Here is a 25,377-nt window from a genome sequence, read left to right as displayed (position 1 = left end):
GAACCAAATTTATGAAAAAGCGATAATGTGTAAAGAATTATTTTTCAAAAGGAGATTATACAATGACACAAGAAATTGAAATTGAATTCAAAAATATCGTTACAAAAGAAGAATTCGATACATTATGTAAATCGTTTTCTATTGAAGCATTTACAAAACAAGTGAATCACTACTTTGAAACACCCGACTTCTCGTTAAAAGAAGCTGGCTCTGCACTTCGTATTCGTCATAAAGGAGAAACTTATACGTTAACGTTGAAACAACCTGCAGAAATCGGTTTATTAGAAACGCATCAAGTCGTAACAGAAGACGAAGCAAAAATGATGATGGAAACAAACACAATCATTCAAGGAGCAGTAGTAGATCAATTACACAAATTACAAATTCCTGTTTCTGCTTTAACATATATGGGTAGTTTAACAACAGAAAGAGCAGAAACATTATTTAAAGGCGGAACGCTTGTCTTTGATCATAGTTTCTATTACAATCACGATGATTATGAAATTGAATTTGAAGTGCAAGATGAAGAAACAGGAAAAGCTGCATTTATTGATTTATTAACGCAACATAACATACCTATTCGCCATACAAATAACAAAGTAAAACGCTTTTTCCTTGCCAAACAAAACAAAGCACGCTAAAGTGAAAATTCCACTAGTGAATATGTTTCACTAGTGGATACATCTCACTAAAAAAGTTTACACCCGTAGAATAAGCAAAGAGTCTTTGAGAAGGCTGTTTATTTGCCCTCTCGAACATTCCATTGCTACAATAGATATACATTTCATGGAAAAAGGAGTTTATAAAGGATGAGCAAGCAACCGATGACACCATTTGAAGCAATTGGCGGTGAACAATGCATTGCAATATTAGTAGATACATTTTATTCCTATGTCAGTAAACACCCTGACTTATCTCCCATCTTCCCGGAAGATTTAACAGAAACCGCTAGGAAGCAGAAGCAATTTTTAACACAATATTTAGGTGGTCCTAATTTGTACACTGAAGAACATGGTCATCCTATGTTAAGAGCGCGCCATCTCCCGTTTGAGATTACCCCGAAACGAGCAGAGGCTTGGCTATCATGTATGGAGCAAGCAATGGATGATACTGGAGTGCATGGTCATATAAGAGAGTTTGTTTTTGAACGTTTAGCATTAACCGCTCAGCATATGGTTAATACTCCAAACGAAACAGGTGAAGTGTAATGGATAAGCAGGAAGCAAAGCATATAAATATGCCATCTCCTTCCGCATGTGAGCATAAGTCTGTAGAAGCATATTTATTTATTGATCCACTTTGTAAAGATTGCTGGGAAATTGAGCCTTTTATTATTAAACTATGGCTTGAATACGGGAAATACTTCTCTATTCGTCATATCGTAACAGGAAAAGTGGATAGAACGAACGCTTCCTCACACAAATGGAATAAACCTGCTAATATTCGATTTGTGTGGGAAAAGACAACCAGTTTACAAGGTTTTTCATGTGATGGAAAGGTACATATGCAAGAAGCATCGTCAACACCATATTTAGTTTCGATGGCAATTAAGGCAGCGGAGTTGCAAGGCCGAAAAGCAGGTTCGAAGTTTTTGCGAAAACTCCAAGAATACATTTTCCTTGAAAATGTATCAAACCCTGACTGCGAACTATTACTTGCATGTGCGAGAGATAGCAATATTGATGTAGAAGAATTTAAAAAAGATCTACATTCTGCTAGTGCAAAAAAAGCTTTCCAATGTGACTTGAAATTCACGAATGAAATGCATATTACAGAAATACCTTCCCTCGTCTTTTTTCATGCGAACTCAGATGAAGAAGGTATTAAAATCGCTGGAAATTATTCCTACGATGTATACGTACAATTATTGAAAGAACTTGTAAAATGTGAAATTGAGCCAGAACCATTACCACCTTTAGAAGTGCTACTAGAAGCAACACAATTTATATCTTCAAAAGAAGTAGCATTTATTTATGACTGTCCGCAACAAGAAATTGAACGCGAACTAAAAAAATTACAACTGAAACGAAAAGTACAAATGATAGAAGTAAAATGCGAACGTTATTGGAAATGGATAGCAAAAGAAAAAGACCTGGTGTAAACACCAGGTCTTCTTCTTTACGGCTTATAAAAATATTAAAGGGGATGGGAGAAATTTTCACGTTCAAACAAAGGGGTATATGTTTGTATGTGAATTCGTTCACGCTTATTATATTACAAGATTCGACGTCAGATAACAACCCCTTTTGTCGAATTTCACACTTTTGTCACATTCTAAACGTTTTCATTTTTGAATAAGCTATAAAAAAGGTCATTTAGGGGGTTTATTTATGAAAAAATCTTATATTGCTCTTCTCTTTCTAGCTGTCATCGTTTCTTTTTTCTTGTACATCCTCTCTCTACTACAAGCTTTTCCTAAAATTATTGCCTTACCTCTTTTATTCGGAATCATCGTTATCACACTCTCTTATTTCAATTATAAAAAACGATTCAAAGGGTTTTAATTTCAAAAATCAGCCGTAAAGCTATCCTTTCAGTTAGAAAAAACAAAGAAATCCACCTTTCTCTTCAACAAATATCGACATTAAATCTATTCAACAAAAAAGACGAGGATACAATCCCTCGTCTTTTTTCATTACTTTTCTTCAAATAATAATGCTTCTAATTCATTTAATTTCTCTTCAAATACTTGTAGCGCCTCTTTTACTGGTTCAGGAGATGCCATATCTACTCCTGCTTTTTTCAGCACTTCAATTGGATAATCAGAGCTTCCTGCTTTTAAGAACTCGTTAATATAACGTTCTACTGCTGGTTGTCCTTCTTCTAAAATCTGTTTAGATAGAGCTGTCGCTGCACTAAATCCTGTTGCGTATTGATATACGTAATAGTTGTAGTAGAAGTGTGGAATACGAGACCATTCTAAACCAATCTCTTCGTCGATTACTAAAGCGTCACCAAAATATTTCTTATTTAAATCGTAGTAAATTTCCGTTAGCATGTCTGGCGTAACAGCATGTCCTTCTTGTACTTTCTTATGAATAATATGTTCAAACTCTGCAAACATCGTTTGACGGAATACAGTACCACGGAACCCTTCTAAATAATGATTTAATAAATATAGACGCTCTTTCTTATCTTCTGTCGTTTTTAATAAATAATCATTTAGAAGCGCTTCATTACAAGTAGATGCCACTTCTGCTACAAAGATGGAATAATCACCATATACGTGCGGTTGTGTTTTTCTTGTATAGTAACTATGCACCGAATGACCAAACTCATGAGCAAGTGTAAATAAATTATTTACATTATCATGCCAGTTCATTAAAATATACGGATTTGTTCCATATGCACCAGATGAATATGCACCGCTTCGTTTTCCTTTATTCTCATACACATCTACCCAGCGATTTTCATATGCCTCTTTCAAAATATCAACATATTCATCACCAAGTACGTTTAAAGATTTTAATAAAAGGTCTTGCGCTTCTTCGTATTTCACATTCATTTTCACTTCTGGTACAAGTGGTGTATATAAATCATACATATGAAGCTCATCAAGTCCTAGTGCACGCTTACGAATATCGATGTAACGGTGTAATAAATGTAAGTTGTCATTTACTGTTTCAACGAGTTGATCGTATACTGCTTCCGGAATATTATTATTGCTCAGTGCAGCTTGGCGAGCAGAATCATATTTACGAACACGCGCATTGAAATTATTACGTTTTACTGCTCCGCTTAACGTACTCGCGAATGTGTTTTTAAATTTTCCGTACGTTTCATATACAGCTTTAAATGCATCTTTGCGAACACGAGGATCATCACTTTCTAAAAACTGAATGTAACGGCCATGTGTAATTTCTATTTCTTCTCCGTCTTCCCCTTTAATAGATGGGAATTTTAAATCCGCGTTATTCAACATACCGAATGTATTGCTTGATGAACTCATTACTTCAGATGCTTCCGCTAATAAAGCTTCCTCAGCTTCTGATAATACGTGCGGGCGTTGACGTGTAATTTCTTCTAATGCATGTTCATATACACTTAAATCTCTATTTTCCTTCAAGAATGTTTGCAGTGTATCTTCTGAAATCGATAAAATTTCAGGCACAATATACGCTGTGCTGCTAGTTACTTGTGAATATAAATTTGTTGCGCGATCATTTAATGCTTGATATACAGAGTTTGTTGTATCTTGATCGTAACGCATATGAGCATATGTATATAACTTACCTAATCGCATTGAAATTTCATCTTCATATTGCAATGCCTCAAGTAAATTGTCCGCAGAGTCACCAAGTTTCCCTTTAAATTCAGTTAACTTCGGCAATAGCTCTTTAATAGCTTGGAATTCTTTTTCCCATTCTGCATCCGTTTGGAAAATATCTTCTAATCGCCACGTACTTGCTTCTTCAATCTCGTTGCGATCTGGTAATGCTTTCGCTTTGTTTTGTTCAGACATTCTTTAAGCCCTCCTTTAAATATCTCTACTTAAGTACAATTCGTTTTTTTTCTTATGTAATTCCTTCACAATCATTCTTTATTATATCCCCTTTTCCTCCTCTCATGTTAAAATTCACCTCAAATAAAGATAGCGCATGTATTAAGCAAATCTCATCATGTTTCATAATTTCCTCCTCTGTTTTTAACATCACGATATCCCTTATTTTCCGGTATGTATAAGTTCCCACTTTACGCAAAACACCTATATAGCATAAAAATGTCATATATTCAGTAACTGCCACTTTCCATATGTGCTTTGAAAAGTACGGGAGTATCCGCCTTTTCGTATACCTTTTTACATAACTACACACGTATTGAAGAGAAATACACTCTCCTACTGCAAGCTCCCCTACACACTTCATATATAGGAAAGCTTGCCATATAAATGGGTTTGTTTGTAAAGCAAATGCAGAAGGGAGTGGAACACCAATTTCAGAAGGAAAGCTTGCTGGGGTACATTTAAATTGATATAAGAGGCGTAATAATGACTTATAATTATAATTCCAAATCGGCAGGGCATTTTTGCGGAAGTAGTTCTTTCTCTTCTTCCACTCTTCACCCAATCTTTCTTTCCCGAAAGGCACGGGAGAAAAAAGAATTTCAAAAGTAGTCGTATCAGTTGGTAAATATATAGTATGTGAGAAAAAGACATTTGTAGAAAAGGGAGTGACAAATGCACATTTCATAAATGATTTTTGTTTCGGACAGAAGAAAATAAGAAGTGGCTGAGGATAAGATTGTAAGGAGAAAGCCATAAGTGAGGAAAATTTCATCCAATATGCAGATTGCCTTTTTAATTGATTTCCACCAACGATCCAAATGACCTGTATACCAGCTTGCCAATACGAATATGTTCTTTTGTACAGCTGCTCTATAGCGAGGTTTGCACATTGGTATTCAATTGCAATTTTTCTGCCCGCCCTCTCTACAAAAACATCTGGTCGTTGCTTAATTTCTGGAAGGTAGTACTCTATATCCACCTGAAAGTTTTGACGCTTAAACCATCTATATAACAATTCTTTACCATGCATATGATACGTTGATTCCGCTTCATAAAAGGCAAGACATGAATTCACTTTTTTATGAGCAAAATGCCAACTTTTTTGTTTCCCTAATTTCATTTGCACTTCCTTTCCACAAGCTACACAAAAGAATCGTTCTTGTTGACGCATACGGCGCAAAAGCTCTTCATTACAATTATAGAGTAAATGAATTTTTTCTCCGTTTTCTCTTTTAGCGATAAATATCGTAATCACACCCTTTCAGCTCCTTATATTCTACAATTTGTTACAAATTCCTTTTAAAAAAAGAGATGTCCCAATTTCGGACATCTCTTTTTATAATAAAGGTGATAATAAGCGGTACGTTGATTCAACAATTCGTCTATGAAGACGTCTTTTATGAAAATGATCAACATGAATTTCACTTGATTCTTCTAAATCATCTTTAAAGTCTTGAACAAGTCTTCTAATGCTCTCTGTATCATATAAAAAGGCATTTACTTCAAAATTCAAATGAAAACTTCTCATATCCATATTAGCTGTCCCAATTGAAGCTAAATCAGAATCGACGATGACAACTTTACTATGAAGAAAACCTTTTTCATATTCATATATCTTTACTCCTGCGTCTAAAAGTTCTGGGAAGTACGATCTCGATGCATAAAAGACAGTCCGCTTATCCGGTTTACTCGGCATTAATAAACGAACATCAATACCAGCAAGTGCAGCAACCTTTAATGCGGATAAAATATCATCATCCGGAATAAAATACGGCGTTGCAATCCAAATAGATTTTCGAGCAGAAGCGATCATTGCAAAATATAAATGCTTAATCGTTTCCCACTTATTATCGGGGCCACCTGCAACTAGCTGCACTCCTCCCCAATGATCACCCTCAACTGCTTTTGCTTGTAAATATTCAGGGGCTAGCACAGCCTCCCCAGTCATATAAAACCAATCTTGAAGGAAAATAAGCTGTAAACTTTGTACAGCTTCACCACGCAAATATAAATGTGTGTCTCGCCAAAAGCCAAAATATTTATTTTTCCCTAAATACTCATCACCGATATTTAAACCGCCTACAAACCCTTCGTTCCCATCAATCACAACAATTTTCCTATGATTTCGATAATTAATTTTATCGTTTAAAATCGGAAAGCGCACAGGAAAGAATGGAATCATTTCTACACCTGCATCGTTTAATTCTTCAATATACGATTTCGATAACTTAAAACTTCCAACCGCATCATATAAAAAGCGAACAACAACGCCTTCTTTCGATTTTTGTATTAAAATATCTTTAATTTCTGTTCCTAACTTATCATCACGCACAATGTAATATTCCATATGAATGTGATGTTTCGCTCGTTTTAACCCATTTAAAATAGCCCGAAACGTTTCATCTCCATTTGTTAATGTCCTCGTTTCAGTTTGAAATGAAATATTTAAAGCACCTAATCGATCCGCTAAACGAAATAACAGTTCTTGATGCTTATGATTGCGTAAAATTCGTTCTTCGTAATCTTCATGCCCTTTATATTGTAAAAACGCCTGTTCATCAAGTAACGCCTTCTTTTGGAACATTCTTTTTCTCCGAAAATTTTGTCCAAATAATAAATAAGCAAAGAAGCCAAATACCGGAAAAATTCCTAAAACAATTAACCATGTAAGTGTTTTAGATGGATGTCGATTTTCTAAGAAAATAACGCAACCAATTAAAAACGCAGATACTGTAAATAAAATACTGATAATACCTAAAATCGAAACATCTTTTATCCCAATCACATCTGAATAAAATGCTACATCAATAAACATACGTAACGAAACAAATAATGCGAACAATAGCAGTATAAAGAAAATCAGCTTTAACGTATTTTTCATCTCTTACCTCCTAACTAAGAAAGCTTTCCTATTCTTCATATAAAAAGCCGATTTCATACTACAGAAATCGGCCTACGTTTTAGCAGGAAAATTATTGCGAATCGTTTCAAGAGCATGCTCTTTCACAATTTGTTTTCCATACTCACTTACACGATGAATTGTTAAAGTTGATTCTTCCCCATATTCTAAAATAATACTTAAAATACGATCGATTTCTTCTTCATCATGTAGCACTTCATCGAATTCCACATATACATAATAGCGGTTCTCAAATGAATACAGCTCATCTTTTATATCTTCAAAGATAAGACGATGACTTAATGAAATGACATCTTCAAAATCATTAAACTTAATTAAAAAGCCAAACGTACCATCTTCATTAAAGTTTGTTCCTGTTTGTTCTTCTACCTCTTCGACTAATTCTTGTTGGAATAATGATTCGATGCCTTCATCTAGAGGAATATCTATAATTTTGTCTACCCCTATCGGTAGTTCCAGCTTTTGCCCGTCTTTTGAAAGCTCTGCTTTCGTGACAAGTACTTCAATCCCTTTATCGACTGCTTGCACTTGAATCCATAACGGTCCATCAATAAAGAAATCGTCATGATCACGAGCTTCGTCCATCATCTCCCAAAAGAGCTCTTCACTTCGTTCGCGATCATACCAAATCTCTTCACGATTAAATCCTCTATCCTCTATATCAATGTACGTAATAAAAAATTTCATCGTATGATCATTAATTCTTTCAATATCCAAAATACAACTCTCCCTTCCTGCTTAGAATTGTTATGAAGGGATTCCCCACTCATATGACAAATCAATAGATTCTTGTACTCTCATTTTATGATAAGATTCTCCAGAATGGAAATAAAATCGATTTATTTTACAAAAATAGTTATATGCCTATCTTTACTCGATCAACTACGTAAATATATTATTATAGCGATTTCTTACTTACAAAAAATTTGGACATACATTTCCACATTCCCCCGTACACTGTAATAAAGTGAAACTTCTATTAGAAGAGATTATTTAACAACAACTTTCTTCATCACATACATATAGTTCGCTTATTAAAACATCATAAATGGAGGCAGACGAATGGACTTAGAGTTTTTAACATCCGTACTAATGATTGGCGGTATCGATGTTGTATTAGGTGGTGACAATGCAATCGTCATCGCACTAGCTAGCCGAAATTTACCTGAATCGAAACGAAATAAGGCTATTTTGATCGGTACTCTTTTAGCGATTGTACTAAGAATTGTCCTTACTATACTAGCTGTCTATTTACTCGACATTCCATTTCTACAATTGATTGGCGGGGTTTTACTTACATTAATTGCAGTCAATTTATTAACCGATAATAGCAACGATCTTTCTTCTATTCAAGGAAAAACAACTTTATTTCAAGCTGTGCGGACAATTGTTTTCGCGGATCTCGTTATGGGGTTTGATAATGTTATTGCCATTGCAGGTGCAGCTCACGGGAGATTTTTACTCGTCATAATCGGCTTACTCATTTCTATCCCGATTATTATTTGGGGCAGCAAACTTATTTTAATACTTATGGAGCGATTTCCATTCCTCATTTATTGCGGTGCAGCAATTCTTGCCTATACTGCAGGAAAAATGGTTACACATGAAGACAGACTTGCAACCTTTTTTCATAACAATCCAAGTTTCACTGCAAGCATTCCTTATTTGTTCATTTTCACTATTTTATGCATCGGCTTTATTGTACAACAAGTTCGATTACGCAATGTGAAACATTAAAAAAAACCTTCTACTATATAATAGGTAGAAGGTTTTCATATTATTATAATTAATTTACAAGACGTTGTGCTTCCCGTAATTGGAACGTTCTTACTGTACGTGGTAAGAAACGACGAATTTCGTCTTCGTTGTAACCAACTTGAAGGCGTTTCTCGTCAATCATAATTGGACGACGTAAAATCCCTGGATAGTCACGAATCATCTTATATAAATCTTGAAGTGGTAAAGACTCTAAGTTTACATTCAATTCTTGGAAAACTTTCGAACGAGTAGAAATAATCTCATCCGTTCCGCTTTCTGTCATACGTAAAATCTCTTTAATTTCCTCAATCGTTAATGGATCTGAGAAAATATTACGTTCTGTATAGGGAATATGATTTTCCTCTAGCCATAATTTCGCCTTTCTACAAGACGTACAGCTTGGAGAACTATATAATGTTACCATACAAAGCTCACTCTCCTTAAAGAGTACAAATTCTGTACTAAATACAGTTTTAATTTCTAACTTCAGCAATTTTTCGTGATAACTTGTCTTATTGAAAAGTACAAAAATCACATTTCATGTAAGCAACAACTTATAATAAACAACAATTACTTTTAATAAGTAACTTCTATAATCATTATACAATAGATTTTGCAAGAAATATACAGTAAATTTCCTGCTAGTTGAGAAAACTCTCCCGTGTATTTCACTGCTATGTAACATGATTACGCTCATTTCAGCTGTACTTTAACAATAACTTTCAACCCTTTTACTACTCACTTCCCATAGATTTTTCATATAATATATAGTTATTTATCTATAATCTTCCCTATGAAAAAGAGAACGTTTTCTTACTTTTTCTTGATAAATCAATTAAGAAATGTAAGACTATACAAATGAGAATAAAAAGGAACACTTGTTCTTATTTTAACAAATATCCTCCCTCCTGTCTACATGATTTCTAAAGTAAATTAAATATTTTTCTGACATTTCTTTCTTTTTCATTTTTTATCTCATACAATAAACATACAGACAGGCAAAGGGGGAGTTTTCAAATGATTGCTTTTTTTATTGATTTTATTACGGTTGCTGCCCTCATCATCGGAATAACAGCATTGATTGGTGTCATTACAAATAGCATCGGCGAAAAGCTCTTTGGTGGAAAAGAAAAAATGAAGTTTGTTAACAAAAGTTTGGATGTACAATCTGGCTGGAACCAAGTTGGCGGAAAAGGCATTTATAAGAAACGAACGTATTAAAAAAAGCAGGTGATCACCTGCTTTTTTTCTTATTTCTCTACTGAAGCCCATTTAAAGCTTAAATCGCCGCCATATTTATGGTTGTACATATTTTTAATTGAATCTCTTTGTAAATATGCTCTACCACGTTGATATACTGGAACGATCGCAGCATCATCAAGTAACATTTTTTCTGCTTCTAATAAGTTCTTCCAACGAGCATTTACATCGCTTCCATCTTTTTTCGCCTTCATAATGATTTCATCGTATTTTGGATTAGAGTACTTCATCTTATTTTGTGATCCATCTGTTACAAACATATCAAGATATGTAATTGGATCTGGGAAGTCCGCACTCCATCCAGAGAATGACATGACATAATCGCCCGCATCTTCTAATTTTAGTTTTTGTGCGAATGGTTGTTGTTTAATTTTCACTGTTAAACCTGGTAAATTCTTTTCTAATTCACCTTTTAAATATTCACCAGTTTTCTTTGATAACTCTACATCTTCATTTAATAATTCTAATTCGATTTCATTTTTACTAAGTTCTTTTTTACCAGCTTCCCAATATTTCTTCGCTTCTTTCACGTTTGGTTTTACAATATCCCCGTTTACAGCACGGAAATCTTTTTTATCTGGTCCTTTAATGAAGTTATCAGGAATTAATCCTGTCGCTGGCTTAGAACCGTTATTTAATAATGTATCCACGAATGGCTTACGGTCAAAAGCAAGTGAAATTGCTTTACGAATATTTTTATTTGCTAAAGCTGGATCTTTTTGATTTAAACGAAGGAAGAATACAGATGTATCTTCTACTGTTTGGAAATCTGGTTTTCCTTTATATTTATCAATAAACTCCGCTAATAACGACGCTCGATCAATTGCATTTGTTTCATATAAGTTAATTGGCGTAGATGTATCTTTTACAATATTAAAGTTTACTTCTTCAATCTTTACTTCTTTATTGTCCCGATATGACGCGCTCTTTGTCATTTTAAAGCTACGTTCATGTTGCCAATCACTTAGTGTAAATGGCCCGTTATAAAGCGTTGTATTCGCTTCTAAACCAAACTTCGTACCTTGCTCTTTCACAAACTTTTCATTCGCAGGATAGAAGATTGGATATACCATTAAATCTACAAGGTATGGAATTGAATTATCTAATTCCACTTCTAATGTATAATCATCAATCGCCTTTACCCCTAATTGATCCGGACTCATCTCTTTTTTATTAATTTTCTCTGCATTTTTTATATCATACATAATGTACGCTGATTTCGCAGCTGTATCTGGGTTAATCGCTCTTTGCCATGCATATACGAAATCTTTTGCCGTCACAGGCTCACCATTTGACCATTTTGCGTCTTCACGTAATTTAAATGTATATTTTTTACCATCTTCTGATTTTTTGAATTCCTTCGCTACACCAGGAACTAGCTTATCATCTTTTCCTAAACTGTATAAGCCTTCCATCGTATTAGTCATTACTCTTGAAGAAACTGCATCAGCTGATAACGCTGGATCCATCGTTGGAATTTCTTGTGTTTCAATTAAGTTAATAACTTGCTTCGCGCCGCTTTTTCCGCTATCCCCTTTAGCGTTTGCTTGCGATTCATCTTTTTGATAGCTACATGCCCCTAACATCATGCTCATCGCTACTGTTGATGCTACAAAAACTGGTATCTTTTTTTTTCATACTTCCACCCTCCAAAAAAATGTTAACCCTTTCATTTTCAAACAAAAAGAAATATATATATGTTCTAATAATTCATATTATACACACAAATATATTTTTTGTATATTTATATTTCTATTTCATTAAAATTTTCCGTTAAAAAATATACCTTTGTAAACGTTTCATATTGCTGATTATTCTTACTAAAGTGTTAAAAATAACATTTTTTACACTCTTCTAAATTATCAGATAAAAATGAATTTTATATCTCATAATATTTTATGTATAATTATCCTTTTGTTTTTATCATAAAATAGCACTCTCTTCATAATAAAAATATGTAGGCTAAAATGAGTGCAAAGGTTAAGAAAGTATGTTACGATACATTTTGCTAAAAATAGATATCGGTAAAGAGGGGACGGACATGGCAGCAATTCAAGCAAAAAACGGGCCTACTGAGAAATTAAGTTTATTCTTATTAACATGGCCTATTTTTCTAGAAGTTTTTCTTTTTATGTTAATGGGGATCGCTGATACTTTCATGTTAAGTGCATTATCAGACGATGCTGTATCTGGGGTTGGTGCAGCGAATCAATATCTTCATATTGCGATTTTGGTATTAGAAGTCATCGGGAACGGCGCTGCTATCGTTGTATCTCAATACCTCGGTTCCAAACGCTTTATGGAAGCATCTAAAATATCAGCATTAGCCGTCACATTAAATTTAATAGTTGGGCTCGTTATAAGCGCTGGTTTTCTTTTATTTTCGAAACATATGATGCTCGCAATGAACTTACAAGGCGATGTACTAACGTATGCGCAAAACTACTTATCTATCGTCGGAGGAGCCATCTTCCTACAAGCTATTATTAACTCATTAGCCGCAATTATCCGTGTACACGGTTTTACAAAGCAAGCGATGTTTATTTCACTCGGAATGAATATGATTCATATCGCTGGAAACTACGTACTCATTTTCGGAAAATTTGGTTTCCCTGAGCTCGGTGTACAAGGGGCTGCAATTTCTTCCGCTATCAGTCGATTGATCGCACTTATTGTTTTCTTCTGGTTACTATACCGCGTTATGGAATATCGTGTGAAATTACAATATTACTTCACTTTATCCAAAGAATACATTGGGAAAATTTTAAAAATTGGCATTCCATCTGCATTTGAACAAGTGATGTATCAAGCTTGTCAAATCGTCTTCCTTTATTACGCAACGTACTTAGGAACGGAATCATTAGCTGCTAGACAATACGCTACTAACATTTCCATGTTCACTTATTTATTTGCAATTGCGATTGGTATGGGAACAGCCATTATTATTGGCCGCCTCGTTGGTGGTGGCGAAAAGGATGAAGCATACGAACGCTTGTGGAAAAGTGTAAAATGGGCAATTGGTGTAACTTTATGTATGGTCGCTCTCGTTATTATATTCCGTACACAATTAATGGGACTATTTACAGATAATCCGCACATTATCGGGTTAGGCGCAAGTGTTCTTTTACTAAGTGTACTACTTGAAACGGGACGTACGATGAACATCGTCATCATTAATTCGCTTCGTGCAGCTGGTGATGCAAAATATCCTGTTTTAATCGGTGCATTCTCTATGGTGTTAATGAGTTTACCACTAGGTTACTTTTTCGCCTTTCATTTAGATATGGGTCTCGTTGGTATTTGGCTAGCAATCGCCATCGACGAATGGACACGTGCCATTATTATGTTCTTCCGCTGGAAAAGTAGAGCGTGGGAGCGTTATGCCCTTGTTAAACCTGAAGAACAAGAGGAGAATGTTTCTGTTCAAGTTCAGTAATTTTGCATATGGATATCACTAATGATACATGAGATTTATATCGGCGATTCCTTAAATATATCGACTGACCGACAAATGTATACAATTCTTTTATATAGTAGAAAAGAGCCATCCTTCCATAACAGAAGAATGGCTCTTTTTCTTATTGATAAATCTCTTTATATTTCTTGTACTCCGCTTCAGAACATAGTACGAAATGTCCTGGGCGAATTTCACGCATTGTTGGTGCTTCACTACCATAATTATGCTGTGATGGATCATATACGATACGTTTACGATTGCGCTCATAATCCGGATCTGGAAGTGGAATCGCTGATAATAGTGATTTCGTATATGGATGAATTGGATTCGCATATAATTCATCACTTGTTGTTAACTCAACGATTTGGCCACGATACATTACACCAATACGGTCACTAATGTATTTTACCATTGATAAATCATGGGCGATGAATAAGTATGTTAAACCTTTTTCTTTTTGTAGCTTTTTCAGTAAGTTTACAACTTGCGCCTGAATCGATACGTCAAGTGCTGAGATTGGCTCATCGGCAATGATAAATTCTGGGTCTACAGCAAGCGCTCGAGCGATACCGATACGCTGACGTTGTCCACCTGAGAATTCGTGTGGGAAACGGTTCGCGTGCTCTTTATTTAAACCAACTGTGTTTAATAGTTCATGAACACGGTCCATGCGCTCTTTTTTACTTTTCGCTAGCCCGTGAATATCGATACCTTCTGCAATAATATCCCCTACTGTCATACGAGGGTTTAATGATGCATATGGATCTTGGAAAATCATTTGCATTTTACGGTTGAATTTCTTCAGCTCTGCGCGTGATTTTTTACCATGTACATTTTCACCATCGAATAACACTTCACCAGCAGTTGCATCATATAAACGAATAATCGTTCTTCCAGTTGTCGATTTACCACAACCTGATTCTCCTACAAGACCAAATGTTTCTCCGCGGTAAATATCAAATGAAATATCATTAACCGCTTTGACAACACCACCACTCACGTCGAAGTGCTGCTTTACATTTTTTACTTCAATTAATTTCTCACGTTGTTTAGTCATGTTGTTCACCTGCTTTCATTTGAAGAATGCGTTTTTCAACGACTGCCGGCGGTTTTACTTCTGGAGCTTGCTCGTGAAGTAACCAAGTTGCCGCATAGTGCGTATCACTTACTTTAAATAAAGGTGGGTCCATTTCAAAATCAATTTTCAGTGCCTGTGGGTTACGTGGTGCAAAAGCATCTCCCTTTGGCGGCTTCAATAAATCTGGAGGTGTTCCAGGGATTGCATATAACTCTTCTTCTGAACCATCTAAACTTGGCATAGATGCGATTAAACCCCAAGTATATGGATGTTTCGGATTGTAGAAAATTTCATCTACAGTTCCAATTTCAACAACTTTACCAGCGTACATAACTGCCACTCGGTCCGCAACGTTTGCTACTACACCTAAGTCATGCGTAATGAAAATGATTGCTGCTTCTGTTTTTTGCTGAATGTCTTTCATAAGTTCTAAAATTTGCGCCTGAATTGTAACGTCTAGCGCTGTTGTCGGCTCATCGGCAATTAATAATTTCGGGTTACAAGCTAACGCCATCGCAATAACTACACGCTGTCTCATACCACCTGAGAATTGGTGAGGATATTGTTTTAAACGAGCTTCTGGATTTGGAATACCTACAAGGTCAATTAATTCTAAAGCAACTTTACGTGCATCTGCTTTACTCATCCCTTGGTGTTTAATTAGACCTTCCATAATTTGATTTCCAATTGTCATCGTTGGGTTTAATGATGTCATTGGATCTTGGAAAATCATCGCAATATCTTTACCGCGTACTTGCTGCATTTCTTTTTCTGTTAATTTTGTTAAGTCACGACCTTCAAATACGATTTCACCATTTTTAATGCGTCCAGGAGGATTCGGAATTAATCCCATTAACGCTTTAGAAGTAACTGATTTTCCTGAACCAGATTCTCCTACAATCGCCAATGTTTCTCCTTTTTTCAAATCAAAAGTAACGCCGCGTACAGCTTGTACTTCACCTGCATGTGTATCAAAGGAGACTTGTAAATCTTTTACCTCTAACAATGTTTTCATCTTTGCCTCTCCCCTCTTTTACTTACGCATTTTTGGATCTAACGCGTCGCGTAATCCGTCTGCCATTAAGTTAAACGCTAAAATTAATATACTGATGACAACCGCAGGGATGAACATCATATGCGGATACGTTTGAATAGATTTATAACCATCATTTACAAGAGAACCTAGTGACGCAAATGGTGGCTGAATTCCTAAACCGATGAAACTTAAGAACGCTTCACCAAACACCGCTGATGGAATTGTAAACATTGTCATTACGATAATAGGTCCCATTACGTTTGGAATTAAATGTTTCACAATTAATTGTGTATTTGTTGCACCTAATGTACGAGATGCTAATACATATTCTTGGTTTTTTAACTTTAAGATTTGTCCACGAACAATACGCGACATCCCTATCCAACCTGTAATCGCCATCGCAAGTGTAATTGACCAAATACCAGATCCCATAATGATTACCATTAAAATAACGATGATTAAGTATGGAATACCGTTAATAATCTCCATAATACGTTGCATAATGTTATCTACTCTACCGCCGTAGAATGCTGAAATACCTCCGTATGCAACCCCAATTACTAAGTCAATTGCTGCCGCTAAAAGAGCGATATATAATGATACGCGTGTACCTTCCCATGTTCTTGTCCATAAGTCACGGCCAAGGTCATCTGTACCAAACCAGAAGTACTCTTTAATATCACGTTTTTCATATTGGTCAACACCATATTGATCTGTACCGTCAAATGGTAACCAATGAACATTTTCAATAACTGGAATTTTTGGTGGTAATTTCGCACGACCTAAATCTTGCTCTTTATACGAGTGTTTACTTACCATCGGTCCAAAAATCGCTAATAGCGCAATGATAACTAACAATACAAGGCCAAGCATCGCACCTTTATGTTGGAATAAACGTCTTCTTACATCTTGCCAAAACGTTAAGCTTGGACGGGCAATGACTTCATTATCAACATTATTTTGATTGGCTTGTTGAAATAAATCTGGAGATAATTTTTGTACATCTTTCATCATTTTTTCCCTCCCGCTAAACGAATACGAGGATCAATAATTCCGTATAAAATATCGACAATGAAAATAACTAAAATGAAGATCGCACTATAGAAAATCGTAGTTCCCATAATAACTGTATAGTCATTTAAAGTAATCGATTTAACGAATTGTTCCCCAAGTCCTGGTACAGCATAAATTTGCTCGATAACAAGTGTTCCTGTAATTAATGCCGCAACCATTGGTCCTAAAATTGTTACAACTGGAATTAACGCGTTACGAAGTGCATGTTTGACAATGATAACGCCTTGGCTAATTCCTTTCGCTTTCGCTGTTAAAATGTAATCGGCTTGCATAACTTCAATTAATTCTGCACGAGAGAAACGTGCGATTGTTGCGATAACTCCCATCGATAATGCAATTGTAGGCATTACAGTAAACTCTGGTCCTTTCCAGAATGCTACTGGGAACCAGCCAAGTTTTACCCCTACGAAATATTGCAGTAATGCGGCGAATACGAATGATGGTACCGACATTCCGAGTACCGAAATAACTGTTGCACTATAATCTACCCACGTATTATTACGAAGTGCGGCAACAATACCTAAAATTAAACCGATAAATGTTCCTAATATAATCGCTTGTAAACCTAATTGGGCTGATGGTCCAATACGATCCACAATCATGTCTGTTACTGGGCGGTTATCATATTGGAATGATACCCCTAAATCACCTTTTGCTAAGTTACCTAAGTAACGTGCATATTGAACTGGTACCGGATCATTCAATCCGTATTTTTCAAGAATGATTTCTTTTTGTGCCGGTGATAGCTTCTCCTGGTTTTTAAGCGGAGAACCCGGAAGTAATTTCATCAAAAAGAAAGTCATTGTAGTAATTAAAAATAATGTCAAAGCCATGTACACGAAACGTTTTAATACATAACGTCCCATAGTCAAGCACCTCCCCGTTTTTCTCAAAAGCAATAAGATAGTTTAAAATATTCTTACTTTTATTTTTTTAAAATAAGAGCATATGCCCATCATAGGCATATACCCTTGTAAACGATGGAAAAAAAAGATTATTTTTGTTCAACAGATGCCCATTTGTAAGTTAATTTACCACCATAGTTAATTGGGATAATATCTTTTACGGCACCTTTTACTACATACGCTGAACCTTTTTGGAAGATTGGAGTGATAACTGCATCCTCTTTAATTAACATCTTCTCTACTTCTAGAAGGTTGTCCCAGCGAGCTTGTAAATCTTTTGTATCTGTTTTAGCTTTTAGGATTAACTCATCATATTTCTGATTAGAATACCCTGTTTTATTTTGAGAACCATTCGTAACAAACATATCTAAATATGAGATTGGATCTGGGAAATCTGGTCCCCAAATACCAAACGCAATATCATATTGCTGAGAATCTTCTAATTTATTTTTTTGTGCGAATGGTTGCTGTTTAATTTTAATTGATAAACCTGGTAAGTTCTTTTCCATCTCACCTTTTAAGAATTCCCCAACTTTTTTAGCATCTTCATTATCAAAGTTTAAGAATTCTAGTTCGATTTTATCAGTTCCAAGCTCTTTCTTCGCTGTTTCCCAAAGCTTTTTTGCTTCTTTTGGATTTGTTTCAACTAGCTTTCCATTTTCAGCTCGAAAATCTTTTTTATTTGGACCTTCAGCGAAATCTTTTCCAACAAATCCGTAAGCTCCAATTGCGCCGTTATTTAAAATAACTTTTGCAATGTTATCACGGTCAAAGGACATTGAAATTGCTTTTCTTAAGTTTTTATTACTTAAGTACTGATTACTTTGATTAAATCTTAAGTAAGCAACCCCTGCCTCTTTTCTTGTTTGGAACTCTGGGCTTTTTCTAAACTTATCAACAAATTCAGACGTTAAAGCCGCTCGATCAATCGCGTTTGTCTCATATAAATTTACATCAGTTGCTGTATTTTTTACAATATTAAAGTTGATTTCTTCGATTTTAACCGTTTTATTATCCCAATATGAAGGATTCTTCTTGAATTGGAAACTTTGTTCATGTTTCCAATCACTCATAACGAATGGACCGTTATATAATGTTGTATTTGCCTCTAAACCAAATTTATCACCTTGTGCTTTTACAAAGTTTTCATTTAGTGGGTAAAATACTGGATAAACTGTTAAATCGATAAAGTAAGGAACGGGATTGTCTAATTCTACTTCTAGTGTATAATCATCAATCGCTTTTACACCTAATTGGTCAGCAGGTAATTCTTTTTTATGAATTTTCTCTGCATTTTTAATATCGAACATAATGTATGAATACGTTGCTTTTGTATCTGGATTTACTGCTCTTTTCCATGAATACACAAAGTCTTTAGCTGTTACAGGTTCCCCATTCGACCATTTCGCATCTCTTCTTAATTTAAATATGTATTTCTTCCCATCATCTAGCTTTTCGACATCTTCTGCAACTCCAGGCATTCTCTTTTGATCTTTGCCAATACGATATAAACCTTCCATCGTATTATTTAATGCTGTAGAAGATGCAGAGTCAGATGCTAGCGATGCATCCATTGACGGAATTTCAGATAACTCTGTTAAATTAAGAGTCTGCTTTCCGTTACTACTACTCGTAGCGTTTTCTTTCCCTTTTGCTTTTGCGTCATCTTTTTGGTAGCTACACGCACCCAGCAACATACTTGCAGTTAAAGTCGATGCAAGTAATAACGGTATCTTTTTCTTCATGTTGTGTTGCCTCCCCTAATTGCACTTCCTGTACCCTCACTTGTTAAAAAGTAGAATTGAAAGAATAATCTCCAAGTTTCTACAATTTTCATTATACATATAATATAACAATTGTGAATATAGTTTTTTGTTTTTTTGTTAAAATTTTTAATAAAATATTTATATTTTTAATTTTTCGTAAAGGGATACATTAACATTGCTACCATCATCTTAAAATCAGACCTTTAATTGCGTATAATTTTCAAAAAATTAATCCTAGTACTTATTATAGCTTTTATAGTATAATAATTCTAGTAATATTTTGACGGAGGGGAATATTTTGAATAAAGTTTTTTTTCATACTTGTATACTAATTTTTATAGCGATGCTTGCTTCTAGTATTGGTGCATTCCTCATTTCATCTCAATTTTTGTTGAACTTTGTCAACATTTTGTTTTATATTGCACTGTTTTTTATTCTTATCGGCGGTTTTTTATACATATTTCAAAATGGTTTTTTCAATGTAACCATTTACGCATTCCAAAGAGTATTTGGTACGAACAAAAAGATTGACTCTTTAATTGAAGAAGTCGAGGAACCTACAGATAAGAAAGAACGTATTTATAAAACATATTCATTCAAATGGACATATCCAATTTGTATTACAGGTATCTTCCTTGGGTTGTTCTCGACCCTCATTAGCTTTACTATTTTGATGTAGTTTGCAAACACTATCCCATATGATATAATAATCAGCAAAACATTTTGTTATAAAACTTTAGTTCTTTCATATTAAAAGAGCTCAAGTAACAATAAATAAATTTATATGTATGCGATGATAAAGAAGAGTACATATTGAGGCAATTTCAGAGAGCTTGTGGTTGGTGTGAACAAGTAATTGTACAGTATGGAATGGGCTTTTGAGCACCAAACCGAACCGAAAGTAGTAGGCTTTGGCGTTATATCCTAACGTTATTATGGATTAGAGAGATTTCACAGTAGTGAAATAATTAGGGTGGTACCGCGGTCCATTCGCCCCTATAGTTTTTGGGATGAATGGGCTTTTTTGTTTGCCTTCTCTTCCCCCCATCACGCATTCAATTTTAGGAGGAATTACTTATGTCAGTTATCTTTTCTGGTATTCAGCCAAGTGGAACGATTACACTTGGAAACTATTTAGGCGCCATGAAGCAGTTTACAGAGCTTCAAAATGAACACGACTGTTATTTCTGTATTGTAAACCAACATGCGATTACAGTACCTCAAGATCCCGTCGGACTTCGTAAAAACATCCGCAGTCTTGCTGCACTTTATGTAGCATGCGGCATCGATCCTGAAAAAGCTACTTTATTTGTACAATCAGAAGTACCAGCACACGCTCAATTAGGATGGATCATGCAATCTGTTGCTTACGTTGGAGAATTAGAACGTATGACGCAATATAAAGATAAAGCTTCGGGTAGAGATTCAGTTCCAGCTGGATTACTTACGTATCCACCATTAATGGCTGCTGATATTTTACTTTACAACACTGAAATCGTACCAGTTGGTGATGACCAAAAGCAACATATGGAATTAACACGCGACCTAGCAGAGCGTTTCAACAAACGCTTCCGTGAAGTGTTCACAATTCCTGAAATTCGTATTCCAAAAGTAGGCGCTCGCGTTATGTCATTAACAGAACCTACGAAGAAAATGAGTAAATCTGATCCGAATCCAAAATCAATGATCAGTATGCTTGATGAACCAAAAACAATTGAAAAGAAAATTAAGAGTGCTGTTACTGACTCTGAAGGTATTGTGAAATTTGATAAAGAAAACAAACCTGGTATCTCTAACTTATTAACAATCTACTCTTCATTCTCTGGAAAAACAGTTGAAGAAATTGAAGCAATGTACGAAGGAAAAGGATACGGCGACTTCAAAGGCGACCTAGCGCAAGTAGTCGTAGAAGCAATTCGTCCAATCCAAGACAAATATAACGAACTAATCAACTCACCAGAACTAGACGAAATTCTAGACAAAGGTGCAGAAAAAGCAAACCGCGTTGCATTCAAACAACTACGCAAAGTAGAAAACGCAATGGGACTAAGCAGAAAACGTAGGTAACATATAAAGCGGAGGCAGCTCGTTCAGCTCTGACTGGCTAAGGTTCTTTCGCATAGAAGACGCTTTTTGTCTTCTTATGCGAAAGGTTCTTAGACACGAAGAGCTTGCTGCCGGAGCTGGGTTTCTACAAAAAGCGGAGGCGACTGTTTAGCCCTGACGGCTAAGGTTCTTTCCCATAGAAGGTGCTTTTTACCTTCTCGTGGGGAAGGTTCTTAGACGCGAAGGGCTAGGAGCCGGAGCTGGATTACATATAAAGCGGAGACGGTTCGCTTAGAATGTGAGGAGGATGGAGCTCCTGACGTAGAGGCGCTTTTTGCCTCGCAGGAAGGCGCGAAGCCACCGAACATTCTTGCTGCCGGAGCTGGATTACATATAAAGCGGAAGCGGCTCGTTTAGAATGTGAGGAGGATGGAGCTCCTGACGTAGAGGCGCTTTTTGCCTCGCAGGAAGGCGCGAAGCCACCGAACATTCTTGCCGCTGGAGCTGGATTACTACAAAATTAAAAAACCGCCAATTGGCGGTTTTTTAATTTACCTTTTGCTCATTTTCCATTTCCCATAACTTTTCAAAAAATGGCTGTCCTTTTACGAGACGCTCGCATAATTGTTCATGCTTATCAGACCAGCCTGTTTTCGCTTCATCATACAGCTTAACCCAAATATCTTCAAATTCCATATGTTGAACCATTCCATATGCTGATGGATCCCACTCTGTGAACCAATAGCGAATTTCTGCTGTATTTTTCGTTGTATGTAATTGATCTAACGCCATAAATAATAATTGTTTTAGCTGTCTTTCTTTACGAGTCAAGCCATTCATAATGAAAGGCGATGGTGATAAAATGTGATGTTCTTTTTCTGTTTCTTCTACTTGGAACTCATACTTTTCTGCTTGTACGTTTTCTACCATCTCATATACCATCTGCTCTTGGCGTGGTATAAGTCTGCTTTTGCGAATTGGTACATTGTAGCCAATTGTGTCAATCGCAATAATTCCTTTTCCATCTGTAACAACAAAGCAATACTCTTGCTGCAAACGTTCATGATTTTTACGAATATAAGCCTTATGATGTACGTCTTCCAGCATTTTTTGCGGAAGCTCTAACAATTCGTTCTCGATGTAATGATATAATGTGGCATCTACTTTTAATAATGGCACTTGATCTAATAGCTCAATCGTATCATCTTTCCGCCATTCGTAAAAATGACAAACGTTATACCCATTTTCTTCACCTTCAAACCAATTTACCCATACATCATGTAGATATAACATTCACTACCCCTCACTTCACTACTGTTTGTACCAATCATTATGTTCATTTTTGCTTAACTTTATTCCACTTGAGGAAATATATTCTAATTATTATTTTTTCTTCTATTAATACTAAAAAAACAGGAAATAGAAATCCTGTTTTTTTATATATGAAATGTACTTGCTTTATTCAATATTTCTTTTGCATCTATAGATAATAAAGAAAGTGTATCTTCTCCTTCCAAAGTTACACAATCTTTGACAATATGAAATCCAAGCGCATAGCCAAGCATCTTCGGATAAGAGTGAAAGCCATTTAATAAGATGTCATGTTCCCTTGTTCCTCGTTTTATACTTATTCTTTCATGTACAATATTTTTCCAATAATAAATAGCCTCTTCCTTTGAAAGATACGCCGTCCACGGTGCATTGTTTTTTTCTGTATACCTTTCTGTTACTGCTTGTTCAGCTAGCCCTTCCATAATCATCGTATCAAGTAATGTATATTCTGTTTCTTTCGTCTCAATTTGATGTAACCTGCATATGTGATGATATTCATGCGCTAATAACACTTTTAATTCTTCTACCGAATTCCGTCCACATACGAATAAGAAAATAACATGACGCATAGATAATCCAGCCCTACCGTTATACTCTTCTTGTACAGTTCGATTATAGGAATCTGATAATAAAATAAAGACAGGGACATCTGGACCTTTTAACCAGTTTTTCAGTTTATCATACTCCAGGCTCAATTCTTTCCAAATTTCCTTTTCCTCTAATTCTTTAATTTCCTTTTCTCCGCGCATGATCGGGCGATACATCCCTTTTGAAATTAAAAAGCGATACAACCTTTCTTTTGGCAACGGAATATACTTCGTAAATTTCTCACAAAGTTTTTCTGGCCGCCCATAATATAAATGTAGCCATTCAGCTGTTTCAACAATCCCCATCTTTATCCCTCCTTTTTCTTATGTATATGCTACAGGAGAAAAAGGCGTAAAAATAAATAAGGAGTTTTTTCGCAATATATTGCGAAAAAACTCCTTATTTTATCTATTATTTATACGATTTAAATACTAACACTGCGTTATGACCACCAAATCCTAATGAGTTACTTAATACTGCATTTACTTCTTGGTGTCTCGCTTGATTCGGTACGTAATCTAAGTCACATTCTGGATCTGGTGTCTCATAGTTAATTGTTGGCGGAATTACTCCGTCTGTAATTGATTTAATAGAGAAAATCGCTTCAACAGCACCAGCTGCTCCTAATAAGTGACCTGTCATTGATTTCGTTGAGCTAATCGCTACTTTATACGCGTGCTCACCGAAAGTTTCTTTAATTGCCATCGTTTCATATTTTTCATTCGCATCCGTACTTGTACCATGCGCATTAATGTAATCAATATCTTCTGGCTGTAGGCCTGCATCAGCTAAAGCTTGACGCATTGCACGCACTCCGCCTTCACCACCAGGAGCAGGCATTGTAATATGGAACGCATCTCCAGTTGCACCATAACCAGCAATTTCCGCGTAAATGTGAGCACCACGCGCTAATGCGTGCTCTAATTCTTCAAGAATTAGAATACCTGAGCCTTCACCCATTACAAAACCGCTACGGTTTTTATCAAATGGACGGCAAGCCGTTGCTGGGTCTTCATTAAATGTTAATGCTTTCGCTGAGCTAAATCCTGCGAATGCCATACTTGTTAGCGGTGCTTCTGCTCCGCCTGTAATCATTGCATCAGCATCACCACGCTGAATTGCTTTAAATGCATCACCAATTGAGTTTGCACCAGATGCACAAGCCGTTACAGAACAAGTGTTAATTCCTTTTGCTCCTGTTGCGATTGATACTTGACCTGCTGCCATATCCGGAATCATCATCGGTACGAAGAATGGGCTCACGCGGCGTGGGCCTTTCTCAGTAAAAATCTTAAATTGTTCTTCGTATGTTTCCATACCGCCAATACCTGATCCAATCCATACACCAATTCGAGGTCCGTTTTCTTCTGTAATTTCAAGCTTTGCATCTGCAACTGCCATTTTCGCTGCTGCTACTGCATATTGTGTAAAGCGGTCCATACGGCGCGCTTCTTTTTTATCAATATATTTCTCGACTTCAAAGTCGTTAATTTCTGCTGCTACTTTTGCTGGAAATAGTTCCGGATCAATTCTTGTAAGTCGTCCGATTCCAGATACACCCTTTTTAATGTTTTCCCATGCTGTTTCAACATCTGTTCCGACCGGTGTAACAGCTCCTAGTCCTGTAATTACGACCCTCTTTTTTTCCATACA

23 protein-coding genes and 1 other annotated feature are annotated in these 25,377 nt (G+C 35.8%); of the genes, 9 read left to right on the top strand and 14 right to left on the bottom strand.

Features of this window, described 5'->3' with window-relative positions:
* Positions 1–62 precede the first annotated feature (62 nt).
* From MR169_RS05575 to MR169_RS05560, 4 genes are all read left to right on the top strand, one after another.
* Positions 63–641, top strand: a complete 579-nt coding sequence (locus MR169_RS05575) for a CYTH domain-containing protein (protein WP_061664359.1) — start codon at positions 63–65, stop codon at positions 639–641.
* A 168-nt stretch (positions 642–809) separates the two neighbouring features.
* The gene (locus MR169_RS05570; protein WP_000043386.1) at positions 810–1,208 is read left to right on the top strand and encodes a globin domain-containing protein; all 399 of its coding nucleotides are present in this window, start codon (positions 810–812) and stop codon (positions 1,206–1,208) included.
* A complete protein-coding gene (locus MR169_RS05565; RefSeq protein ID WP_242319092.1) occupies positions 1,208–2,101 on the top strand; it encodes a ClpXP adapter SpxH family protein in 894 nt (297 codons plus the stop codon). The genes MR169_RS05570 and MR169_RS05565 overlap by 1 nt, the downstream gene beginning before the upstream one ends.
* Positions 2,102–2,330: 229 nt before the next feature.
* A complete protein-coding gene (locus MR169_RS05560; protein ID WP_000750355.1) occupies positions 2,331–2,504 on the top strand; it encodes a hypothetical protein in 174 nt (57 codons plus the stop codon).
* Between the two features lie 131 nt (positions 2,505–2,635).
* Here the strand turns inward: MR169_RS05560 and pepF are convergent, their stop codons facing one another.
* From pepF to mecA, 4 genes are all read right to left on the bottom strand, one after another.
* On the bottom strand, positions 2,636–4,462 hold the full coding sequence (gene pepF, locus MR169_RS05555) for an oligoendopeptidase F (protein ID WP_242319091.1): 1,827 nt from the start codon (positions 4,460–4,462) through the stop codon (positions 2,636–2,638).
* Positions 4,463–4,514: 52 nt separating this feature from the next.
* Positions 4,515–5,759, bottom strand: a complete 1,245-nt coding sequence (locus MR169_RS05550) for a competence protein CoiA (RefSeq protein ID WP_000628326.1) — start codon at positions 5,757–5,759, stop codon at positions 4,515–4,517.
* Positions 5,760–5,840: 81 nt separating this feature from the next.
* Positions 5,841–7,385: a cardiolipin synthase gene (locus tag MR169_RS05545; protein ID WP_000799195.1), complete on the bottom strand. Its 1,545-nt coding sequence runs from the start codon at positions 7,383–7,385 to the stop codon at positions 5,841–5,843.
* A gap of 72 nt (positions 7,386–7,457) precedes the next feature.
* Positions 7,458–8,141, bottom strand: a complete 684-nt coding sequence (mecA, locus tag MR169_RS05540; protein ID WP_000350716.1) for an adaptor protein MecA — start codon at positions 8,139–8,141, stop codon at positions 7,458–7,460.
* Positions 8,142–8,486: 345 nt separating this feature from the next.
* Between mecA and MR169_RS05535 the strand changes: the two genes are divergently transcribed.
* Positions 8,487–9,161: a TerC family protein gene (locus MR169_RS05535; RefSeq protein ID WP_242319090.1), complete on the top strand. Its 675-nt coding sequence runs from the start codon at positions 8,487–8,489 to the stop codon at positions 9,159–9,161.
* 49 nt (positions 9,162–9,210) lie between these two features.
* Here the strand turns inward: MR169_RS05535 and spx are convergent, their stop codons facing one another.
* Positions 9,211–9,606, bottom strand: coding sequence for a transcriptional regulator Spx (gene spx / locus MR169_RS05530; protein ID WP_000258267.1), 396 nt, complete (start codon positions 9,604–9,606; stop codon positions 9,211–9,213).
* Between the two features lie 593 nt (positions 9,607–10,199).
* On the opposite strand from spx, the gene MR169_RS05525 reads away from it, so the two are divergent.
* The gene (locus MR169_RS05525) at positions 10,200–10,403 is read left to right on the top strand and encodes a hypothetical protein (protein WP_000559971.1); all 204 of its coding nucleotides are present in this window, start codon (positions 10,200–10,202) and stop codon (positions 10,401–10,403) included.
* 29 nt (positions 10,404–10,432) lie between these two features.
* On the opposite strand, the gene MR169_RS05520 is transcribed toward MR169_RS05525, so the two are convergent.
* A complete protein-coding gene (locus tag MR169_RS05520; RefSeq protein ID WP_242319089.1) occupies positions 10,433–12,037 on the bottom strand; it encodes a peptide ABC transporter substrate-binding protein in 1,605 nt (534 codons plus the stop codon).
* 395 nt (positions 12,038–12,432) lie between these two features.
* On the opposite strand from MR169_RS05520, the gene MR169_RS05515 reads away from it, so the two are divergent.
* Entirely contained in the window at positions 12,433–13,878 is a 1,446-nt protein-coding gene (locus MR169_RS05515; protein ID WP_016117419.1) for an MATE family efflux transporter, read from the top strand.
* Between the two features lie 142 nt (positions 13,879–14,020).
* On the opposite strand, the gene MR169_RS05510 is transcribed toward MR169_RS05515, so the two are convergent.
* The 5 genes from MR169_RS05510 to MR169_RS05490 form a co-directional block, all read right to left on the bottom strand.
* The gene (locus tag MR169_RS05510; protein ID WP_000166348.1) at positions 14,021–14,956 is read right to left on the bottom strand and encodes an ABC transporter ATP-binding protein; all 936 of its coding nucleotides are present in this window, start codon (positions 14,954–14,956) and stop codon (positions 14,021–14,023) included.
* A complete protein-coding gene (locus MR169_RS05505) occupies positions 14,949–15,992 on the bottom strand; it encodes an ABC transporter ATP-binding protein (RefSeq protein WP_000854346.1) in 1,044 nt (347 codons plus the stop codon). Before MR169_RS05505 ends, MR169_RS05510 begins: the two co-directional genes overlap by 8 nt.
* 18 nt (positions 15,993–16,010) lie before the next feature.
* Positions 16,011–17,027 carry an oligopeptide ABC transporter permease gene (gene opp3C / locus MR169_RS05500; RefSeq protein ID WP_000974106.1) on the bottom strand — a complete coding sequence of 339 codons (1,017 nt, stop codon included), beginning with the start codon at positions 17,025–17,027 and terminating at the stop codon, positions 16,011–16,013.
* Positions 17,024–17,953, bottom strand: a complete 930-nt coding sequence (opp3b, locus tag MR169_RS05495; RefSeq protein WP_000534172.1) for an oligopeptide ABC transporter permease — start codon at positions 17,951–17,953, stop codon at positions 17,024–17,026. Before opp3b ends, opp3C begins: the two co-directional genes overlap by 4 nt.
* Positions 17,954–18,081: 128 nt before the next feature.
* A complete protein-coding gene (locus tag MR169_RS05490; protein ID WP_000727212.1) occupies positions 18,082–19,737 on the bottom strand; it encodes a peptide ABC transporter substrate-binding protein in 1,656 nt (551 codons plus the stop codon).
* Between the two features lie 319 nt (positions 19,738–20,056).
* On the opposite strand from MR169_RS05490, the gene MR169_RS05485 reads away from it, so the two are divergent.
* Together MR169_RS05485 and trpS are read left to right on the top strand one after the other, a co-directional pair.
* On the top strand, positions 20,057–20,437 hold the full coding sequence (locus MR169_RS05485; RefSeq protein WP_242319088.1) for a DUF3899 domain-containing protein: 381 nt from the start codon (positions 20,057–20,059) through the stop codon (positions 20,435–20,437).
* A gap of 105 nt (positions 20,438–20,542) precedes the next feature.
* Positions 20,543–20,759 (top strand) — a binding site (T-box leader).
* 76 nt (positions 20,760–20,835) lie between these two features.
* Complete coding sequence (trpS, locus tag MR169_RS05480) at positions 20,836–21,825, top strand: tryptophan--tRNA ligase (protein ID WP_000110985.1); 990 nt, start codon at positions 20,836–20,838, stop codon at positions 21,823–21,825.
* 525 nt (positions 21,826–22,350) lie between these two features.
* Here the strand turns inward: trpS and MR169_RS05475 are convergent.
* The 3 genes from MR169_RS05475 to fabF form a co-directional block, all read right to left on the bottom strand.
* Positions 22,351–23,097: a YjbA family protein gene (locus MR169_RS05475; RefSeq protein ID WP_000966128.1), complete on the bottom strand. Its 747-nt coding sequence runs from the start codon at positions 23,095–23,097 to the stop codon at positions 22,351–22,353.
* Between the two features lie 143 nt (positions 23,098–23,240).
* Positions 23,241–24,029: a DUF2268 domain-containing putative Zn-dependent protease gene (locus MR169_RS05470; protein WP_000513275.1), complete on the bottom strand. Its 789-nt coding sequence runs from the start codon at positions 24,027–24,029 to the stop codon at positions 23,241–23,243.
* 106 nt (positions 24,030–24,135) lie between these two features.
* On the bottom strand, positions 24,136–25,374 hold the full coding sequence (fabF, locus tag MR169_RS05465; RefSeq protein WP_000412656.1) for a beta-ketoacyl-ACP synthase II: 1,239 nt from the start codon (positions 25,372–25,374) through the stop codon (positions 24,136–24,138).
* Between the last annotated feature and the right edge of the window lie 3 nt (positions 25,375–25,377).

This window comes from Bacillus cereus group sp. BfR-BA-01349 (assembly GCF_022663795.1).
GTDB classification, from domain to species: Bacteria; Bacillota; Bacilli; order Bacillales; family Bacillaceae_G; genus Bacillus_A; species Bacillus_A cereus.
This window is presented reverse-complemented; position numbering and strand designations above follow the sequence as displayed.

What these genes read in the sequence shown, in the direction of transcription:
- MR169_RS05515 (WP_016117419.1), top strand. Translation starts at nt 12,433, where the DNA reads ATGTTACGATACATTTTGCTAAAAATAGATATCGGTAAAGAGGGGACG.
- MR169_RS05565 (WP_242319092.1), top strand. Translation starts at nt 1,208, where the DNA reads ATGGATAAGCAGGAAGCAAAGCATATAAATATGCCATCTCCTTCCGCA.
- spx (WP_000258267.1), bottom strand. Translation starts at nt 9,606, where the DNA reads ATGGTAACATTATATAGTTCTCCAAGCTGTACGTCTTGTAGAAAGGCG.
- MR169_RS05545 (WP_000799195.1), bottom strand. Translation starts at nt 7,385, where the DNA reads ATGAAAAATACGTTAAAGCTGATTTTCTTTATACTGCTATTGTTCGCA.
- MR169_RS05520 (WP_242319089.1), bottom strand. Translation starts at nt 12,037, where the DNA reads ATGAGCATGATGTTAGGGGCATGTAGCTATCAAAAAGATGAATCGCAA.
- MR169_RS05535 (WP_242319090.1), top strand. Translation starts at nt 8,487, where the DNA reads ATGGACTTAGAGTTTTTAACATCCGTACTAATGATTGGCGGTATCGAT.
- MR169_RS05570 (WP_000043386.1), top strand. Translation starts at nt 810, where the DNA reads ATGAGCAAGCAACCGATGACACCATTTGAAGCAATTGGCGGTGAACAA.
- MR169_RS05525 (WP_000559971.1), top strand. Translation starts at nt 10,200, where the DNA reads ATGATTGCTTTTTTTATTGATTTTATTACGGTTGCTGCCCTCATCATC.
- MR169_RS05560 (WP_000750355.1), top strand. Translation starts at nt 2,331, where the DNA reads ATGAAAAAATCTTATATTGCTCTTCTCTTTCTAGCTGTCATCGTTTCT.
- MR169_RS05470 (WP_000513275.1), bottom strand. Translation starts at nt 24,029, where the DNA reads ATGGGGATTGTTGAAACAGCTGAATGGCTACATTTATATTATGGGCGG.
- MR169_RS05475 (WP_000966128.1), bottom strand. Translation starts at nt 23,097, where the DNA reads ATGTTATATCTACATGATGTATGGGTAAATTGGTTTGAAGGTGAAGAA.
- MR169_RS05575 (WP_061664359.1), top strand. Translation starts at nt 63, where the DNA reads ATGACACAAGAAATTGAAATTGAATTCAAAAATATCGTTACAAAAGAA.
- pepF (WP_242319091.1), bottom strand. Translation starts at nt 4,462, where the DNA reads ATGTCTGAACAAAACAAAGCGAAAGCATTACCAGATCGCAACGAGATT.
- MR169_RS05505 (WP_000854346.1), bottom strand. Translation starts at nt 15,992, where the DNA reads ATGAAAACATTGTTAGAGGTAAAAGATTTACAAGTCTCCTTTGATACA.
- trpS (WP_000110985.1), top strand. Translation starts at nt 20,836, where the DNA reads ATGTCAGTTATCTTTTCTGGTATTCAGCCAAGTGGAACGATTACACTT.
- fabF (WP_000412656.1), bottom strand. Translation starts at nt 25,374, where the DNA reads ATGGAAAAAAAGAGGGTCGTAATTACAGGACTAGGAGCTGTTACACCG.
- MR169_RS05510 (WP_000166348.1), bottom strand. Translation starts at nt 14,956, where the DNA reads ATGACTAAACAACGTGAGAAATTAATTGAAGTAAAAAATGTAAAGCAG.
- MR169_RS05490 (WP_000727212.1), bottom strand. Translation starts at nt 19,737, where the DNA reads ATGAAGAAAAAGATACCGTTATTACTTGCATCGACTTTAACTGCAAGT.
- opp3b (WP_000534172.1), bottom strand. Translation starts at nt 17,953, where the DNA reads ATGGGACGTTATGTATTAAAACGTTTCGTGTACATGGCTTTGACATTA.
- opp3C (WP_000974106.1), bottom strand. Translation starts at nt 17,027, where the DNA reads ATGATGAAAGATGTACAAAAATTATCTCCAGATTTATTTCAACAAGCC.